The organism is Brooklawnia propionicigenes (assembly GCF_030297015.1).
Lineage (GTDB): Bacteria > Actinomycetota > Actinomycetes > Propionibacteriales > Propionibacteriaceae > Brooklawnia > Brooklawnia propionicigenes.
Genome location: NZ_AP028056.1, coordinates 2,849,787 through 2,866,754, shown reverse-complemented (window position 1 = coordinate 2,866,754; position 16,968 = coordinate 2,849,787). Strand labels below are relative to the sequence as shown.

General features: G+C 67.7%; 13 protein-coding genes. 1 reads left to right on the top strand and 12 read right to left on the bottom strand.

Annotation, left to right across the window (positions count from 1 at the left end; translation table 11 throughout):
* Nucleotides 1-3 precede the first annotated feature (3 nt).
* The 5 genes from miaA to QUE25_RS13215 all read right to left on the bottom strand — a co-directional run bounded on the left by miaA (nucleotide 4) and on the right by QUE25_RS13215 (nucleotide 4,409).
* Nucleotides 4-939 carry a tRNA (adenosine(37)-N6)-dimethylallyltransferase MiaA gene (miaA, locus tag QUE25_RS13235; RefSeq protein WP_286265774.1) on the bottom strand — a complete coding sequence of 312 codons (936 nt, stop codon included), beginning with the start codon at nucleotides 937-939 and terminating at the stop codon, nucleotides 4-6.
* A gap of 1 nt (nucleotide 940) precedes the next feature.
* On the bottom strand, nucleotides 941-2,416 hold the full coding sequence (gene miaB, locus QUE25_RS13230; protein WP_286265772.1) for a tRNA (N6-isopentenyl adenosine(37)-C2)-methylthiotransferase MiaB: 1,476 nt from the start codon (nucleotides 2,414-2,416) through the stop codon (nucleotides 941-943).
* 20 nt (nucleotides 2,417-2,436) lie between these two features.
* The gene (locus QUE25_RS13225; protein WP_286265771.1) at nucleotides 2,437-2,958 is read right to left on the bottom strand and encodes a regulatory protein RecX; all 522 of its coding nucleotides are present in this window, start codon (nucleotides 2,956-2,958) and stop codon (nucleotides 2,437-2,439) included.
* 5 nt (nucleotides 2,959-2,963) lie between these two features.
* Nucleotides 2,964-4,007, bottom strand: coding sequence for a recombinase RecA (gene recA, locus QUE25_RS13220; protein WP_286265770.1), 1,044 nt, complete (start codon nucleotides 4,005-4,007; stop codon nucleotides 2,964-2,966).
* 207 nt (nucleotides 4,008-4,214) lie between these two features.
* The gene (locus QUE25_RS13215) at nucleotides 4,215-4,409 is read right to left on the bottom strand and encodes a DUF3046 domain-containing protein (protein ID WP_286265768.1); all 195 of its coding nucleotides are present in this window, start codon (nucleotides 4,407-4,409) and stop codon (nucleotides 4,215-4,217) included.
* A gap of 108 nt (nucleotides 4,410-4,517) precedes the next feature.
* Between QUE25_RS13215 and QUE25_RS13210 the strand changes: the two genes are divergently transcribed.
* On the top strand, nucleotides 4,518-9,023 hold the full coding sequence (locus QUE25_RS13210) for a DEAD/DEAH box helicase (RefSeq protein ID WP_286265766.1): 4,506 nt from the start codon (nucleotides 4,518-4,520) through the stop codon (nucleotides 9,021-9,023).
* Between the two features lie 96 nt (nucleotides 9,024-9,119).
* Here the strand turns inward: QUE25_RS13210 and QUE25_RS13205 are convergent, their stop codons facing one another.
* The 7 genes from QUE25_RS13205 to QUE25_RS13175 all read right to left on the bottom strand — a co-directional run bounded on the left by QUE25_RS13205 (nucleotide 9,120) and on the right by QUE25_RS13175 (nucleotide 16,950).
* Nucleotides 9,120-9,383 carry a helix-turn-helix domain-containing protein gene (locus QUE25_RS13205; protein ID WP_286265765.1) on the bottom strand — a complete coding sequence of 88 codons (264 nt, stop codon included), beginning with the start codon at nucleotides 9,381-9,383 and terminating at the stop codon, nucleotides 9,120-9,122.
* An 82-nt stretch (nucleotides 9,384-9,465) separates the two neighbouring features.
* Complete coding sequence (locus QUE25_RS13200; RefSeq protein WP_286268570.1) at nucleotides 9,466-9,978, bottom strand: CinA family protein; 513 nt, start codon at nucleotides 9,976-9,978, stop codon at nucleotides 9,466-9,468.
* A gap of 47 nt (nucleotides 9,979-10,025) precedes the next feature.
* Complete coding sequence (gene pgsA / locus QUE25_RS13195; protein ID WP_286265763.1) at nucleotides 10,026-10,715, bottom strand: CDP-diacylglycerol--glycerol-3-phosphate 3-phosphatidyltransferase; 690 nt, start codon at nucleotides 10,713-10,715, stop codon at nucleotides 10,026-10,028.
* 67 nt (nucleotides 10,716-10,782) lie between these two features.
* Nucleotides 10,783-12,216, bottom strand: coding sequence for a 30S ribosomal protein S12 methylthiotransferase RimO (gene rimO / locus QUE25_RS13190; protein WP_286265761.1), 1,434 nt, complete (start codon nucleotides 12,214-12,216; stop codon nucleotides 10,783-10,785).
* The gene (locus QUE25_RS13185; protein ID WP_286265759.1) at nucleotides 12,213-14,756 is read right to left on the bottom strand and encodes an FtsK/SpoIIIE family DNA translocase; all 2,544 of its coding nucleotides are present in this window, start codon (nucleotides 14,754-14,756) and stop codon (nucleotides 12,213-12,215) included. The genes rimO and QUE25_RS13185 overlap by 4 nt, the downstream gene beginning before the upstream one ends.
* Nucleotides 14,757-14,847: 91 nt before the next feature.
* The gene (locus QUE25_RS13180; RefSeq protein ID WP_286265757.1) at nucleotides 14,848-15,822 is read right to left on the bottom strand and encodes a thiamine-phosphate kinase; all 975 of its coding nucleotides are present in this window, start codon (nucleotides 15,820-15,822) and stop codon (nucleotides 14,848-14,850) included.
* Nucleotides 15,823-15,831: 9 nt separating this feature from the next.
* On the bottom strand, nucleotides 15,832-16,950 hold the full coding sequence (locus QUE25_RS13175) for a D-alanine--D-alanine ligase family protein (RefSeq protein ID WP_286265755.1): 1,119 nt from the start codon (nucleotides 16,948-16,950) through the stop codon (nucleotides 15,832-15,834).
* Nucleotides 16,951-16,968 lie beyond the last annotated feature (18 nt).

Here is a 16,968-nt window from a genome sequence, read left to right as displayed (position 1 = left end):
CTGTCACTTACCGGCTGGCAGGCCGAGATGTCCGGCAATCGTCTCATCTGCGTGCGGATCGGCCGCACTCAGCCAGGTGATGCGGGGGTCGCGTGCGAACCAGCCGAGTTGCTTGCGCGCGAACCGGCGGGTGCCGTCGATCGTGGCCTGCCGGGCCTCGGCTTCGCTGAGTTCGCCGCCGAGATATGCCAGCACCTGCTGATAGCCGAGCCCGCGCGAGGCCGTCAGGCCTTCACGCAGCCCCCGTGCGGCCAAGTCGCGCACTTCGTCGACCAACCCGTCAGCCCACATCTGGTCGACCCTGGCGGCGATCCGGGCGTCCATCTCGGCCCGGTCGGGATGCAGACCGAACTGGTGAACCTCGTCCAGCGCGTAAACGGGCTCGGGCAGCTGGGGATTGAAGTCGCCGGTGAGTTCGATCACTTCGAGAGCCCGCACGATGCGCCGGCCGTTGCCGGGCAGGATGCTCTCGGCGGCACTCGGGTGGCGCTCGGCGAGCACCTGGTGCAGCGCGGGCGCGCCGATGCGGTCGAGCTCGTCCTGCCATTTCTGGCGGACGACCGGGTCGGTGCCCGGAAAATCGAACCGGTCGACGATCGCGCGGATATACAGGCTGCTGCCGCCCACCAGGATCGGCACGACGCCCTGGCCACGCAGCCGGTCGATGGCGGCGCGGGCCATCGACTGGAACTCGGCCACCGAGGCTGCCTCGGTGATATCCATGATGTCGACCAGATGATGCCGCACGGCTGCCAGTTCTGCCGCGGTCGGCTTGGCGGTGCCGATGTTCATGCCGCGGTAGACCAGCATCGAATCGGCGTTCACGATCTCGGCCGGTTGTCCCCGACCGGCCAGCAGCGTGGCCAGACGGATCGCCAGCGACGACTTCCCGCTCGCGGTGGGCCCGATCAGGACGATCAGGGGCAGCTGAGCGACCACCTCAGCGGACCTGGATGGTGGGCAGTCCGAGACCGATCCCCGAGGGACGCGGCTGCTGGGCGGCCTGCCAGGCATCGCCGCCCCGGGTGCGGCGCAGATTGCGGATCGGGGCGTCGGCGACCAGGTGGTGGGGCGCGGCCCGGGTGATCGTCAGCTCGGCGATATCGCCGGGGCGCGGCTGCAGGTCGGGGTCGTCGGGCTTCGCGACATGGACGAGCCGGTTGTCGCGGGCACGTCCGGTGATCCTGGTGGTGGCTTGGTCTTTTCGTCCCTCGCCCGCCGCGAACAACACCTCGGCGGTGGAGCCCACCAGCGACGTGTTCTCCTCCCAGGCGATCTGCTCGATCTCGGCCACCAGCCGCTCGTAGCGTTCCTGGACCACCTCGGCCGGGATCTGATCGGGCATGGTGGCGGCCGGCGTCCCGGGGCGAATGGAGTACTGGAACGTGAAGGCCGCACTGAATCGGGCCCGGCGGACGACGTCGAGGGTCTGTTCGAAGTCGGCCTCGGTCTCGCCGGGGAAGCCGACGATGATGTCGGTGGTGATCGCGGCATGCGGCATCGCCGCGCGCACATCGTCCAGAATGCGCAGGAAGCGGTCCTTGCGGTAGCTGCGCCGCATCGCGCGCAGCACCGCGTCGGAGCCGGACTGCAGGGGCATGTGCAGGCTCGGCATCACATTGTGGGTCTCGGCCATCGCCTCGATCACGTCGTTGGTGAACGACGCCGGATGCGGGCTGGTGAACCGGACGCGTTCCAGACCGTCGACCTGCCCGACCGAGCGCAGCAACTGCGCGAAGGCGGAACGGTCACCGAACTCGACGCCGTAGGTGTTGACGTTCTGGCCGAGCAGGGTGATCTCCTGGACCCCCTCGTCGACCAGCATCGAGATCTCGCGCAGGATCTCGCCCGGCCTGCGGTCGGTCTCCTTGCCGCGCAGGCTGGGGACGATACAGAAGGTGCAGGTGTTGTTGCAGCCGACGCTGATCGACACCCAGGCGGCATAGGCCGAGTCGCGGCGGGTCGGCAGGTTGGACGGGAAGGTCTGCAGGGCTTCCTTGATCTCGACCTGCGCCTGCTCGGTGATTCTGGCGCGTTCCAGCAGCACCGGCAGCGAACCGACGTTGTTGGTGCCAAAGACCACGTCCACCCAGGGCGCCTTCGTGGTGACGAGATCGCGGTCCTTCTGAGCCATGCAGCCACCGACGGCGATCTGCATGCCCGGGCGTTCACGCTTGATGCGCGCCATGTGCCCGAGGTTTCCGTAGAGACGGTTGTCGGCGTTCTCTCGCACGGCGCAGGTGTTGAAGACGACCACATCGGCGTCGGCGAGTTCGCCCGAGGGCTCGGGTGCGGCAACCAGACCGGCCTGTTCGAGTAGTCCGGCGATGCGTTCGGAATCGTGCACGTTCATCTGGCACCCGTAGGTGATGACCTGATAGGTGCGCGGCGAGGACGATGTGATCTGCGTGGTCATGGCCCATCCACTGTAATGGCTCAGGAACCGAGATCGGGATTCGTGACCTCGTCGAGGGCCTGCCGGGAGGCCGACCAGGCCAGCTCCCCGCTGTAGCCGCGGCGTCCCAGCGTGCCGGCGATCCGGCGCAGCGCGACCTCACGTTCGAGCCCGGCTACGCTGCGCGCCTTGCGACGAGCCAGTTCCAAGGCCGAGGCGGCCTCGACCGCCTGATCCACCGGCTCCACCGCCCGGGCGATGACATCGTCGTCCAGGCCTTTTCGGCGAAGTTCGGCGATCAGGGTGCGGCGCGGCAGCAGCCGCCCGCGCTGTCGGGTTTCGACCCACTGGTCAGCGAAAGCCGCATCGTTGATCAGGCCGACCTCCTCGAACCGGCGCAGGACCTGCTCGATGACGCCGTGCTCGGCGCCCTTGCGGGCCAGATACTGGGCCAGCTCGGCGCGGCCGTACGCGCGCCGGTCCAAGGCCCGCAAAGCGATCTCCCGAGTCACCGCATAGGCGTCCGCCGCCGGTTCGGGCTCGCTGCCGACGGGAGGTTCCACCGCTATCAGAAGTCGACCTCACCGGTAACCGGATCGACGCCCTCGGGCACCTCCGCCTCACCCATGCCCATCGCCTCGCGAATCTTGGTATCCAGCTCCTTGGCCACATCGGGATTCGCCAGCAGGTAGTTGCGGGCGTTCTCCTTGCCCTGCCCCAACTGGTCATCGCCGTAGGTGAACCATGAACCGGCCTTGCGGACCAGCCCAGTATCCACACCCATGTCGATCAGGCTGCCCTCACGGGAGATGCCCCGCCCGTACATGATGTCGAACTCCGCCTGCTTGAACGGCGGCGCGACCTTGTTCTTGACGACCTTCACGCGGGTCCGGTTGCCCACGATCTCGGCGCCATCCTTGAGCGACTCGATACGCCGCACGTCGAGGCGTACCGAGGAGTAGAACTTGAGCGCCCGCCCGCCGGTGGTGGTCTCGGGGCTACCGAACATCACTCCGATCTTCTCGCGCAACTGGTTGATGAAGATCGCTGTGGTGTTCGCGGACTTGAGGGCGCCGGTGATCTTGCGCAGCGCCTGGCTCATCAGCCGGGCCTGCAGTCCGACATGGGAGTCGCCCATCTCGCCTTCGATCTCGGCCTTCGGGGTGAGCGCGGCGACCGAGTCGATCACGATGAGCGCCAGCGCCCCCGAACGGATCAGGGTGTCAGCGATCTCCAGAGCCTGTTCACCGTTGTCGGGCTGGCTGACCAGCAGCGCATCGGTGTCGACGCCGAGCGCCGCGGCGTAGGTCGGGTCGAGCGCATGCTCGGCATCGATGAAGGCACAGATGCCGCCCTCGGCCTGCGCATTGGCGATCGCATGCAACGCAACGGTCGTCTTACCGCTCGATTCAGGACCGTAGACCTCAACGATCCGGCCTCGGGGAAGACCCCCGATGCCGAGTGCCACATCGAGCGCGATCGAGCCGGTGGGGATCACTTCGATCTGGGCATGGCTCTGGTCTCCCAGCCGCATGATCGAGCCCTTACCGTGCTGCTTCTCAATCTGGGCGAGTGCTGCCTCGAGGGCTTTCTCGCGATCTGCAACAGCCATCTGCCTTGTCCTCTCTATGCCAGGTGTGCCCTGGAAGCCTGGGTGGTTGACGTGTAGAGCAATCTAGACCGGCCCACCGACAGTTTTTCGTGGTCGCCTCGGGCTGTGGATAACTCCGTCACGCTCGTGACCTGCACCCAGCGTAACCGAACACGTGTTCGACATGAATCTCTGTTCGGCGTGTCGCACCGACATTTCCCGCACCGGTCAGCGGTCGTGCGCCGGCAGCTCGAGGTGGGCCCATGCCGCCCGCCAGATGGTCTTGCACGGAACACCCGCGGCGAGCGCCTCGCTGACCGTGCGCCCTCCGAGGTCGGCCAGCACCACCTGCTCTGCCCACACCCGGGCATAACCCGATCCCAGTTGGGCAACGAGTCGCTGCCACAGTTCGGCCTCACGCATGGCCCCCACGCTACGGGCAGTGGGCAAGTGTTCCGCAAGACCGCGCGTGAATCGTTGCCGGCGGATGGAGGTCGAGTTCTTGTCAGTGGCTGCGTCCACAATGGCTACATGGACGACAAGGTGCCACTCGACGCGCTGGCTGGATTCAGTGAGCCCACCCGCGCCTGGTTCGCCGGCGCCTTCGATGGCCCGACACCGGCGCAGTGCGCGGCCTGGCGGGCCATCAGCGCCGGTGAACACGCCCTGGTGGTTGCGCCCACCGGATCCGGAAAGACGCTGGCCGCCTTCCTGCACAGTCTGGACAAGCTGGCGAACACCCCGTCGACCGGCAAGGTGCGGGTGCTCTACATCTCGCCGCTGAAGGCCCTGGCGGTCGACGTGGAACGCAACCTGCGCGTCCCGCTGCGCGGTATGCAGGCCGCCGCTCGTAGGCTCGGCCTGCCCGAGCCCGAAGTGCGGGTCGCTGTGCGTTCCGGCGACACGCCGGCCAGTGAACGCCGTGGGCTGCTGCGCCACCCGCCCGACATCTTGATCACCACACCCGAATCGCTGTTCCTGATGCTGTCCAGCGCGGCCGCCGAGACGCTGAGCGAGGTGGAGACCGTCATCATCGACGAGGTGCATGCCCTTGCCGCCACCAAGCGTGGCGCGCATCTGGCCGTCAGCCTCGAGCGCCTGGCCGCATCCGGCCGGGATCCACAGCGTATCGGCCTGTCGGCCACGGTCAATCCGGTGCGGCAGGTAGCCGAGTTCCTCGCCGGAGATCGCCCGGTCAGCGTCATCGAACCACCGTCGGAGAAGACCTGGCAACTCAGCGTCGAGGTTCCGCTCGACGACATGACCGAACTGCACGCGAATGTCGGCGCCGAGGGTGAAGCCGTCACCAATTCGATCTGGACGTGGGTCGTCCCGAGGATTCTGGATCTTATCGAGGCTCACCACTCGACGATCTGCTTCGTCAATTCGCGACGGCTGGCTGAGCGACTGACCGCCCAACTCAACGAGTTGCATGCGATGCGCCAGGGCGAACCCTATGCGCAGTTCGATATGCCGGCCGGGGGCACCGCCCGTTCCAGCGCAAGTCCGGGATACGACGAATCGTCCGAGGTGGCGATCATCGCTCGCGCGCACCACGGGTCGGTCAGCAAGCAACGGCGCCTGGAGATCGAGTCCGAGCTGAAGGCCGGACGGCTGCCCTGCGTGGTGGCGACCTCCTCGCTGGAACTGGGCATCGACATGGGGGCGGTCGACCTGGTGATCCAGGCGCAGGCTCCCGGGTCGGTGGCAAGCGCCCTGCAGCGCATCGGCCGGGCGGGCCACGGCGTCGGAGCGGCCAGCCGCGGGGTCTTCTTTCCGACCTCGCGCGGCGATCTGCTGGAATGCGCCACCGTCGTGGAGCGCATGAAGCAGGCACTCATCGAGCCTCTCGCGCGGTTGCGCAATCCGCTGGATGTCTTGGCGCAGCAGCTGGTATCGATCTGTCTGAGTTCGCCGCGGCGACCCGATGAGCTGTTCGATCTGGTCCGGCGGGCCGATCCGTATCGGGAACTGCCGCGGGCAGGATTCGATGCGGTGGTCGACATGCTGTGCGGGCGATATCCCAGCGAGCAGTTCGCCGAGTTGCGGCCCAGGCTGGCCCGCGATGCCTCCACCGGGGTGCTGTCGGCAAGGCCCGGCGCCCGGCAGCTGGTCACCACCAGCGGCGGGACGATCCCTGATCGCGGCAACTATCCGATCTACCTCGCGGGCAGCACCGAACAGGTCGGCGCCCGCGCGAACGCCGGACGCCGAGTGGGCGAACTCGACGAGGAGATGGTCTACGAGTCGCGGGTCGGCGATGTCTTCACCCTCGGGACGACCAGCTGGCGCATCGAGGAGATCACCGTCAACCAGGTGGTGGTCAGTCCGGCGCCCGGTGCGCCCGGACGACTGCCGTTCTGGCACGGCGATTCACCGTCCCGGCCGATCCAGCTCGGCGAGGCCATGGGCGAGTTGACCGGCCGGCTGGCCACCGAGGCCGATCGTTGCGCGGCGGAGCTGCCGGGCCGTGCCGGGCTCGATGCCTCCGCCGTGACCAATCTCGTGCAGTATGTGCGCGATGAGCTGGCGGCTACCGGCGTGGTGCCCGATGATCGCACGATCGTGGTCGAGCGATTCCGCGACGAGTTGGGTGACTGGCGGGTTTGCGTGCTGAGCACGCTGGGCAGCGCGGTGCTCACGCCGCTGTCGTTGCTGTTGCGCCATGACCTGCGTCTGCGCTACGGCGCCGAACCGCAGGTGATGTGCACCAACGACGGCATCGTGCTGCGCATCCCCGACACCGACGCGCAACCGCCGGGCCCCGAGATCGTCACCGGCATCGATCTGGCTACCGTGCACGAGACCGTGGAGCGCGAAGTCGGTGCTTCGGCCCTGTTCTCGGCAAGATTTCGCGAATGCGCGGCGCGCGCGCTGCTGCTGCCCAGACGCAATCCTGGCAGGCGTTCTCCCCTGTGGCAGCAACGCCAGCGGGCCTCCCAGCTGCTTGAGGTGGCACGCGAATATTCCGACTTCCCGATCACCTTGGAAGCGATGCGCGAGTGCCTCGACGACGTCTTCGATATGGCCGGCCTGGGCGATCTGCTCGAGCAGGTCGCGGCGCGCCGGATTCGCGTGCTGGGGGTGGAGACCGAGCAGGCGTCCCCGTTCGCGCAGCAACTGCTGTTCGGCTTGGTGGGGGCCTTCATCTACGACGGCGACCAGCCGGTGGCTGAGCGGCGGCTGGCGGCGTTGAGCCTGGATCCGGCGATGCTGGACGAGTTGCTCGGCCGTGGCGACACCGAGGTCTTCGACGCAGGCGTCGCCGACGAACTCGCCGCCGAGTTGCAACGACTGGCGCCGGGCTGGCAGGCCTCCGACGCGGAGCAGCTGTGGGACCTGCTGCGCAGGATCGGCCCGCTGACCGGCAGTGAGCTGGCCGAGCGGTGTGTTCCCGATTCGAACGCCGACCCGTGGCTGGCCGAGCTTGCCGCTCAGGGCCGCGTCCGGCGACTGGACGTCGGCGGCCGGGCGATGTGGGTCGTCTCGGACGACCTGCATTGGCTCGCGCCGGCGCAGCTGGACGATCCACGACCCCAGGCTGAACTGACCGCCAGCGCAGTCGAGCGACTGTGCGAACGCTGGGCGAGGCATCACGTGCTGGTCCGGCCGGCCCAGCTCAGCGAGCGATTCGGGATCGATGAGCGGGCCGTGCGGGCGAGTTTTGACTTGCTCTGCCGCAGCGGCGAGCTGACCCGTTTCGGCGACAGCGACCTCGACGCCAGCACGCGATACATCCATCAGCAGGTGCTGACAACGCTGAAACGCCGGACGCTGGCGCGGCTGCGGCGCAGTGTCCAGCCGGTCAGCCAGCAGGTCTTCGCCGGCTTCCTGCCCGCCTGGCAAGAACTGGACGCGCCCGGGCTCGGCATCGGAGCCCTCAGCGCGGCGATCGATCAGCTCGCCGGAGTGCCGATTCCGGCGTCCATGCTGGAGAGCCTGGTGCTGCCCGCCCGGGTGGCCGACTACCGCCCCGAGATGCTCGATGAACTGCTGGCCGACGGCACCGCGCGGTGGAGCGGGGCCGGCCAGATCTCGGACCGCGACGGTTGGGTGCAGTTATGGCCCGGAGACGTCGGATTGCCCTCCGTTGACGATCCACCCAGCCCTGCCGCGGCTGCGCTGTTGGATCGGCTGCGCAGCGGCGGGGCCTGGCGCGCGGCCGATCTCGCCGACACTGCGCTCACCGAGGCCGAGGCTCAGCGCCTGATCTGGGAGTTGGCCTGGGCCGGCCGGGTCAGCACGGATTCGTTCGCCGCCGTCCGCCAATGGTGCGGCCAGAAGGTGCAACGGCGGGTGCGTGCGCCCAGTCCGCGACGCCGCATGCTGCCCCGCACCATCGTCGCCGCTGCCCATGCCGGTGGCGGGGTCCGCTGGGCCGTGCTACCGCGCGGTGAGCTCGGCCCGGCCGATCAGCGCGTGCAAGACGTTGGCCTGCTGCTCGGACGCCACGGTGTGCTGACCAAGCCAGCCGTGGTCAACGAGTCGCTGGTGGCCAGCTTCGCGCAGGCCTACCAGGTGCTGACCGCGCTGGAGGAGCGCGGCACGATCCGGCGTGGCTACTTCGTCGAGGGGCTGGGCGGGGCGCAGTTCGCGCTACCGGGCGCGGTCGAACGGTTGCGAGAACTGCAGGCAGCCCATGATGCGCCCGGCCGAACCGGCCCGTCGCCGGTCATCTTGTTGGCGTCGTGCGATCCCGGAAACCCCTACGGGGCGGCGCTGGCCTGGCCCGAACTCGAGGGTCACCGTCCGAATCGTGCCGCCGGCTCGATGGTCCTGCTCGCGGGCGGCGAGCTGATCGCCTATCTCGAACGCGGCGCGCACAGCCTGCTGGTGGCCCGGCAGCCGGGTGATCCGGCGCTCAGCGAGGCCTTCGCGCAGCTCGCGGACACCATCGATGCGGGCCGTGTCGACGAGATCACCATCGAGCGGATCAATGGGGGTCCGGCACTGGAGGCCCGCCTCTATCGCGACGATCTGGTGCAAGCCGGCTTCGCGATGGTCCCGCAGGGTTTCCGGAAGAGACGCCGCGCCTGATCCTGCCGGCCCGCGGACGCCGAATACCTCCAGACGTGACGACGGTGCCGCGTTCCGCAGAACACGACACCGTCGATACAGGTGTGGGGCGAGCGCTCAGGCAGCCAAAGCGGCCTGACGCGAATCGACCTCGCTGAAGCGTTCAGCCACCGAGCCGTACACCTGGGAGAGCGGTACTCCCAAGGCTCGGCTGATCGACTGAAGCAGTTCGCTGGAGGCATCCTTCTGGCCACGTTCGACCTCGGACAGATATCCCAGGCTTACCCGGGCGGCCAGGGAGACCTCGCGCAGCGTGCGTCCCTGACGGATCCGCTCCGAGCGCAGCACCTCACCAAGCAGTTCACGAGCCAGCACAGCCATTGCATAGCCTCCCAGACAGGCGCCCGAATGGGCGCAGACGAACATTCAACGCGGCGGGCCCATCCGTTATTCCGTGCAGGATTCAACTGGTTTTGTCGGTTGCGCGCGGCGCCTCCCCCAGGCACTCGCTCAGCCAGGCCAGCGCGGACGAGATGGTCTGCGCCCGGATCTGCCCGCGTTCACCGTGCAGCCGCAACAGCCGGCCTCGGATCCTGTCGTCCCAGCCGGTGGGCAACGCCAGTCCCAGCCAGACGGTGCCCGGCGCTTCGCCGTCCTCACCGTCCGGCCCTGCCACCCCGGTGCAGGACAGACCGATGTCGGCGCGGCAACTGTTCGCCGCACCGATCGCCATCTCCTGGGCGGTGCGCCCATTGATCACGCCGTGCTCGGCAATGAAATCGGCGTCCACTCCCGCCAGACTTGCTTTCAGGTCGGACGCATAGGTGATCAGTCCGCCGCGGAAGACCGTCGACGCGCCGGGAACCGAGGTCAGCGTGGCGCCGATGCCGCCGCCCGTCAGGGACTCGCAGGTCGCCAGCGTCCAACCGCCGGCACGCAGCAGACCGATCAGCCGCGCGGCTGCCGGTGAAGGCACCTCATCGAGTCCCGCCGACTCCGCAGTGCCCTCCGCGCCGCCTCGGATCACGGCAGATGCTCGTCGTCATCGGGGATCTCGGGTGTCTTGGGCAACTCGACCTCTGCTGCCACACCAGCGCTGATATCGACGGGCCCGCCGGCCTCGAGCGATGCCTTGCGCAGCTTGCGCGCCTCGAAGAGGTAGTCGATGCCGGTCACCACGGTCAGAATGAACGCGATCCACATCAGCGCCCACTTCACGACCTCGAACGCCACCCCCAGGCCGGGCAGCCAGAGCAGGAAAGCGATCAGCGCGAACGACTGCACCAGGGTCTTGAGTTTGCCGCCCCGGTTGGCCGCCATCACGCCGTACTTGAGGATCGCGAAGCGGAGCGCGGTGATCCCCCACTCGCGCACCAAGATGATGATCGTCATCCACCACGGCAGCTCTCCGACGATCGACAAGACGATGAATGCCATGCCGGTCAGCGCCTTGTCGGCGATTGAATCCCAGATCTTGCCGAAATTGGTGACCAGGTTGTACTTGCGGGCGATGTGACCGTCCAGGCTGTCGGTCAGGATCGCGATGACGAAGACCGCGGTCGCCCACAAACGCCAGATCTGATCGTGCGGGTGCATGAGGAAGATGACCACGAAAACCGGTACCAGCACCATCCGCAGGAGGGTCAGCGCATTGGGTACGTTCCAGGTGAATCCCAGCAGCTTCTCCGGCTTGTCACCGTTGACTTGGTTCATGCCTGCTCCTCGCCTGGCCCACCACCGGAGCCGTCGTCCCACTCTACTTGCATCACCGGCGCGTCCTTCACACCACTGCGGCGATCAGGTCGACGCCCTCGCTGTCGACGACGACCGCGTCCACCAGGTCGCCGACCACCGGATGATCAAGCCCGGTCACCGACGTCGTACCGTCGACTTCGGGTCCCTGGTGGGCTGCCCGTCCGGCCGCTTGCCCGGCCATGGCCCGGTCGCCGTCGAGGTCTTCGATCAGCACCTCTACGCGCTCACCGATGCGCTCGGCGGCCCGCTGATTGCAGACCTCGTCGATCAGGGAGCTGATCATCTCGTGGCGATCGTCGATCTCGTCGGGATCGATCTGACCCGCAAGCGAGGCGCCTTCGGTGCCCTCTTCGGGTGAGTACGAGAAGACACCGGCCACATCCAGCCGGGCCTCGCTGATGAAGTCCGCGAGTATCTGCACGTCCTCGGGCGTCTCGCCGGGGAAGCCGACGATGAAGTTGCTGCGGATCCCGGCCGCAGGAGCAAGCGCGCGCACCCGAGAGATCAGCTCCACGAACTGTTCGGGGTCACCGAAGCGCCGCATCCGGCGCAGCACCGGCGCCGAGGCGTGCTGGAAGGACAGATCGAAGTAGGGCGCCACCTTCGGCACCGAGGCGATGGCCTCCAGCATGTCCGGGGTGATTTCGGCAGGCTGCAGATAGCTGACCCGGATCCACTCCAGACCGTCGACCTGTGCCAGCCGCTCGAGCAATCCGGACAGCGCCCGCGGTGCCCCCAGATCTTTGCCGTAGGACGACGAGTTCTCGCTGACCAGCATGATCTCTTTGACGCCTTCACCGACCAGCCACTGGGCTTCGGTGACGATCTCGTCCGCCGGGCGCGACAGATATGCCCCCCGAAACGACGGGATCGCGCAGAAAGCGCAGCGACGGTCGCAACCGGAGGCGATCTTCAGCGGGGCGAACGGCCCACCATGCAGCCGGCGCCGCAGCACCGGCGGCCCGGACAGCGGACGATAATCGGAGTGGCCCGGCACCGCCAGCGGGGCACGCAGGTCGCGGGCTGCGGCCTGCCGGGCTACCGGCGTCAGCGGCAGCAGCGTCCGCCGGTCCTGGGGTTCATGCGAGGCGATCCGCCCACCGGCCAGGATCGTCCGCAACTTGCCTGCGATCTGGGGATACGAATCGAAGCCGAGAACCGCATCCGCCTCCGGCAGGGCTTGAGCCAATTCCGTGCCGTAGCGCTCGGCCATGCAGCCGACCGCGACCACGGCTCGGGTGCGCCCGGATTCCTTGTGATCGGCGGCCTCCAAGATCGTGTCGATGGAGTCCTTCTTGGCCTGCTCGATGAACCCACAGGTGTTGACCATGATGACGTCGGCCTGGTCGGGATCGTCGACCAGGCGGAAGCCCTCGGCGTCCAACCGGGCAGCGAGTTCCTCGGAGTCAACGTCGTTTCGCGAGCAGCCGAGGCTCACCAGGTGGACAGCAGTCGTCATGATCCGTTCGCCAGGTTGGCGAGCACCTCATCCAGGTCGTCGGGTTTGACGAGAACCTCACGTGGCTTGCTTCCTTCTGAGGGGCCGACCACGCCACGGTTCTCCAAGATGTCCATGATACGTCCGGCCTTGGCGAAGCCCACCCGCAGCTTGCGCTGCAGCATCGAGGTGGATCCCAGTTGCAGCTCGATGATGTGCCGCGCGGCATCCAGCACCAGCTCCAGATCGTCGCCGATGTCCTCGGCGACCTTGACCGCCGACTCGGCGGCCGCCGACACATCCTCGCGGTACTGCGGGGTCAGCTGGCCCTTGATGTAGTCGGCGACACCGCGGACCTCGGCCTCGGTGACCCAGGAGCCCTGCACACGCATCGGCTTGGACGCACCCATCGGCAGGAACAGGCCGTCGCCTTGGCCGACCAGCTTCTCGGCGCCGGGCTGGTCGAGGATGACTCGCGAGTCGGTCATCGAGCTCGTCGCGAACGCCAGCCGACTGGGCACATTCGCCTTGATCAGACCGGTCACCACGTCGATCGACGGACGCTGCGTCGCGAGCACCAGGTGGATGCCTGCGGCGCGGGCCAGCTGGGTGATGCGGACGATCGAGTCCTCGACATCACGGGGGGCCACCATCATCAGGTCGGCGAGCTCGTCGACGACCACCAGCAGGTAGGGATACGGCGCCAGCACGCGTTCGCTGCCGGGAGGCAGTTGCACCTGGCCGGCGCGGATCGCCTTGTTGAAGTCGTCGATATGCCGGAAACCGAATGCGGCCAGATCGTCGTAGCGCTGGTCCATCTCGCGCACCACCCACTGCAGGGCGTCCGCAGCCTTCTTCGGATTGGTGATGATCGGGGTGACCAGATGCGGGATGCCCTCGTACTGGTTGAGCTCGACACGCTTGGGGTCGACCAGCATCATCCGGACCTCGTCGGGCGTGGCACGGATCATGATCGAGGTGATCAGCGAGTTCACGAAACTCGACTTGCCGGAGCCGGTCGCGCCGGCGACCAGCAGATGCGGCATCTTCGCGACGTTAGCGATGACGTAGCCGCCCTCGACGTCCTTGCCCAGACCCACGGTCAGCGGGTGATGATCGTTGCGTGCCTTCTGGCTGCGCAGGACGTCGCCCAGCGAGACGACCTCCTTGTCCCGGTTGGGGATCTCGACGCCGATGGCCGAGCGTCCCGGGATCGGGCTGAGGATGCGCACATCGGCGGAACCGACCGCGTAGGCGATGTTCTTGGACAGGCCGGTGACCTTCTCCACCTTGACGCCGTTGCCGACCTCGACCTGGTAGCGGGTCACCGTCGGGCCACGGGTGTAGCCGGTCACCCGCGCGTCGATGTCGAACTCGGTGAAGACATCGCTCAGCCGTCCGACGATGGCATCGGACGCCTCGGTGCGAGCCTTCGGGATCGTGCCGGCCTTCAGCATGCCGGGGTCGGGAAGCGTGTAGACGATGTCACCCGACAACGCGAGCTGCTCCGAGCGCTGCGGAACCGCGGTGTGCGGCGGAGGCTGCAGTTCGGCCGGCGCCGGCTCGGGCTGCGCCAGCCCGGCGGTCAGCTTGCCCTTGCCCTTGCCCTTGGCGGGCGCCGTGGGTGGCTCCGCGGGTGCGAGGAACTCCCCGGTCTCCTGACTGGCCAGCACCTCTTCGGCGCTTCCCGGCTCGACCGCCGCCGGCTCGTCGGTCTTCGTCTCGATCTCCCGCTCCCCCACCAGCGGTGTGTCATAGGCCTCGTCGACCCCGTAATGCAGTCTCTCGGCGGCGGCCTCACGGCCGGCTGCGACCTGGTCGGCACACCAGCCGACCACCCGCTGGCCCAGCGCCACCCATTCGTACAGCGGCCGTCCGACGATGATGACCAGCCCGAACAAGCCGATCAGCGACAAGACGAAGGCGGCGAGCCACAGCGGCATCAACTGGGTCATCATCGATGAGGCGATGTAACCGACGATGCCGCCGTATTGGCGCAGCAGTTCCATGTCGGAGGGGGCAGGCAGCGGCGAATGAGCCAGGTTGATGACGCCCTGCACACCGAATCCGAGGATCGTCCAACCGACGAACTGGCGACCGGCCGGGCCGTTCGCCGCCGGATTGCGCAGCGTGCGCCAGCTCATCACGACCAGCAGTACCGGCAGCAGGTAGCCGCTCAGCCCGATCACGGTCGAGGTGCCGATCCGGATCCACTCGCCCAGCAGCCCGGGGATGGACGCCCAGAAAGATGCGGCGACGATCACCGCGAGGCAGAACAGCCCCAATCCGACACCGTCGCGACGCAGCGCGGAATCGGCCTCGTGGGTATCTCCGATACTGCGGGCAAGCCTGCCGAGGCCGCGTGCAGTGCCGTTCCAGATGCCCGACAGCAGCCGCCCCACCGGATTGGGAGGGGTCGCCGAGTTCTTCGTCCGGCTTGGTTGCTTGGACGTGGGTTTCTTTGAGCTTCCGGACGCGCGCGAACTCGACTTCGTCGTTCCGCTGCTGGAGCGGGACGCCGAACTGCGAGACCGCGCCGGGGAAGACGCGCTGGTCGCCATGTGGGCAGATTACCGCAGGCAGTGGAGGCGGCCGGGGATTCCACGCCGGTCACCCCTCAGGCAAGATCGATCACGCATCGATCACGCCCGGTCACGGATGGAAGTGCGTCCAGCCCTTCTCGCCTTCCCATTCCTGGCCGTCGACCAGCACGATCGGGCCCACCTCGTCGTTGATCTGGCGCACCTGGCCGATGACGTCCCAGCCTTCGGGCACCTTGCCGGGCTCGAAGGTGGCGGCCATCGCGTGATCCTCGCCCCCACCCAGCACGAAGCCGAGCGGATCGGCGTTGAGCGCGGCGGCGACTGCCTGCACCGGCTCGGCGATGGTGAAACGCGCCGAATCCAGGTCGATGGCAACTCCGCTGGCCTCGGCGATGTGACCGAGGTCGGCCAGCAGCCCGTCCGAGACATCGATCATCGCGGTCGCACCGGCGTCGGCAGCCTGGCGTCCGGCGCCGTAGGGCACCTTCGGCGCTCGCTGCGAGTCGACGGCGGCCCGCGGAGAGCGGAAGCCACGCAGCAGCGCGGCCAGGCCCGCGGCGGCCCAGCCCAGCCGCCCGCAGACGGCGACGATGTCTCCGGGACGAGCACCCGAACGCAAGATCGGTCCGCGCCCGGCGGTCTCGCCGATCACGGTGACCGAGATGGAGATGTCGCGGGCTCCGGTCATGTCACCGCCGACCAGAGCCACGCCGCCCAGTTCGGCTTCTTCGCGAACGCCGGTCATGAATTCCTTGACCCAGGTCACCGGCAGATCCGCCGGCAGCCCGAGGCTGATCACCATCGCGACCGGGGTGCCGCCCATGGCCTCCACGTCGGCGAGATTGACCGCGACCGATTTGTGGCCGATGTCGGCGGGGCTCGACCAGCTGCGGCGGAAATGCACGCCCTCGATCAGCATGTCGGTGGTCGTCAACGCGGATCCATTGATCAGGTAGGCCGCGCAGTCATCGCCCGGCCCCACCGAGACCGCAGGCGGCAGAGTCAGATTGCGGGTGATCAGACTGATGAGAGGGAACTCGCCGAGATCACCGATGGTCTCGGCTTGCGTACTGCGCGAAGTCATGAGGCCAAACTACCGAATGACCGAATTCGGGCGCGCCAGCGCCTGGTCGATGAGGTCGCTGATGAGGTCGGGGTACTCGATGCCGCTGACCTGCCACAGGCTGGGGAACATCGACAGTTCCGTGAATCCGGGCATCGTGTTGATCTCATTGATGACGACCCGGCCGTCGGCGGTGACGAACGTGTCGACGCGGGCGAGTCCCTCGACTTCCAGTGCGTCGAAGCACTCGGCTGCCAGCGTGCGCACCTGCTGTTCGGTGGTGGCCGGTAGGTCTGCGGGGATCTTCAGATCGACCTGGCCTTCGGGCAGGTACTTGGCGTCGAAATCGTAGAAGGCCGATTCGGTGTGGACGACGATTTCGCCGGGACGCGAGGTGCGAACCTCGCCGCCCTCGGGCCGGGGTCCCAGCACCGCGCATTCGACCTCACGGGCATTGACGAAACCCTCCTCGACGAGCACCTTCGGGTCGAAGGAGCGGGCCTTCTCAATGGCCTCCGGCAGCTCGGCGGGGTCGGCGACCCGCGAGATCCCCACCGACGAGCCACCGCGGGCCGGCTTCACGTAGACCGGGAATGTCAGGGAGTCGACGATTCGTGAGCAGCAGGCCTGCGCATCGGCGTCCCACTGGCGGCCGGTCACCAACTCATAGGGCCCGACCGGCAGTCCGGCGCTGACCAGGGAGATCTTCATGAGGTGCTTGTCCATGCCGATGGCGCTGGCCGCGATCCCCGAGCCGACATAGGGCAGGCCCAGCATCTCGAACTCGCCCTGGATGGTGCCGTCCTCACCGTAGGCGCCGTGCAGCACCACCAACGCCACATCGATTCCGACGGGCTCGGCCGAACCGTCACAGCTGATCAGGTAGACGCCGTCGGGCTCACGGACCAGGCTGGCCGAGGGCAGCCGATCGTCCAACTCGGGCAGCTTGCGACCCTCGGTGCGCAGCGCCGTGATCTGCTCGACGCTCATCCGATGCCAGATCCCCGACGGGGAGATGCCGATGCCGAAGACCTCGAAGCGGTCGGTGTCGATGGCCTTGGCCACCCCCGCTGCGGTCAGGCAGGAGATCTGGTGTTCCGTGCTCTGGCCACCGAAGATGAGGGCTACACGGGTGCGGTCTGCTGGCATCGTTTTCCTTCCCCAAGC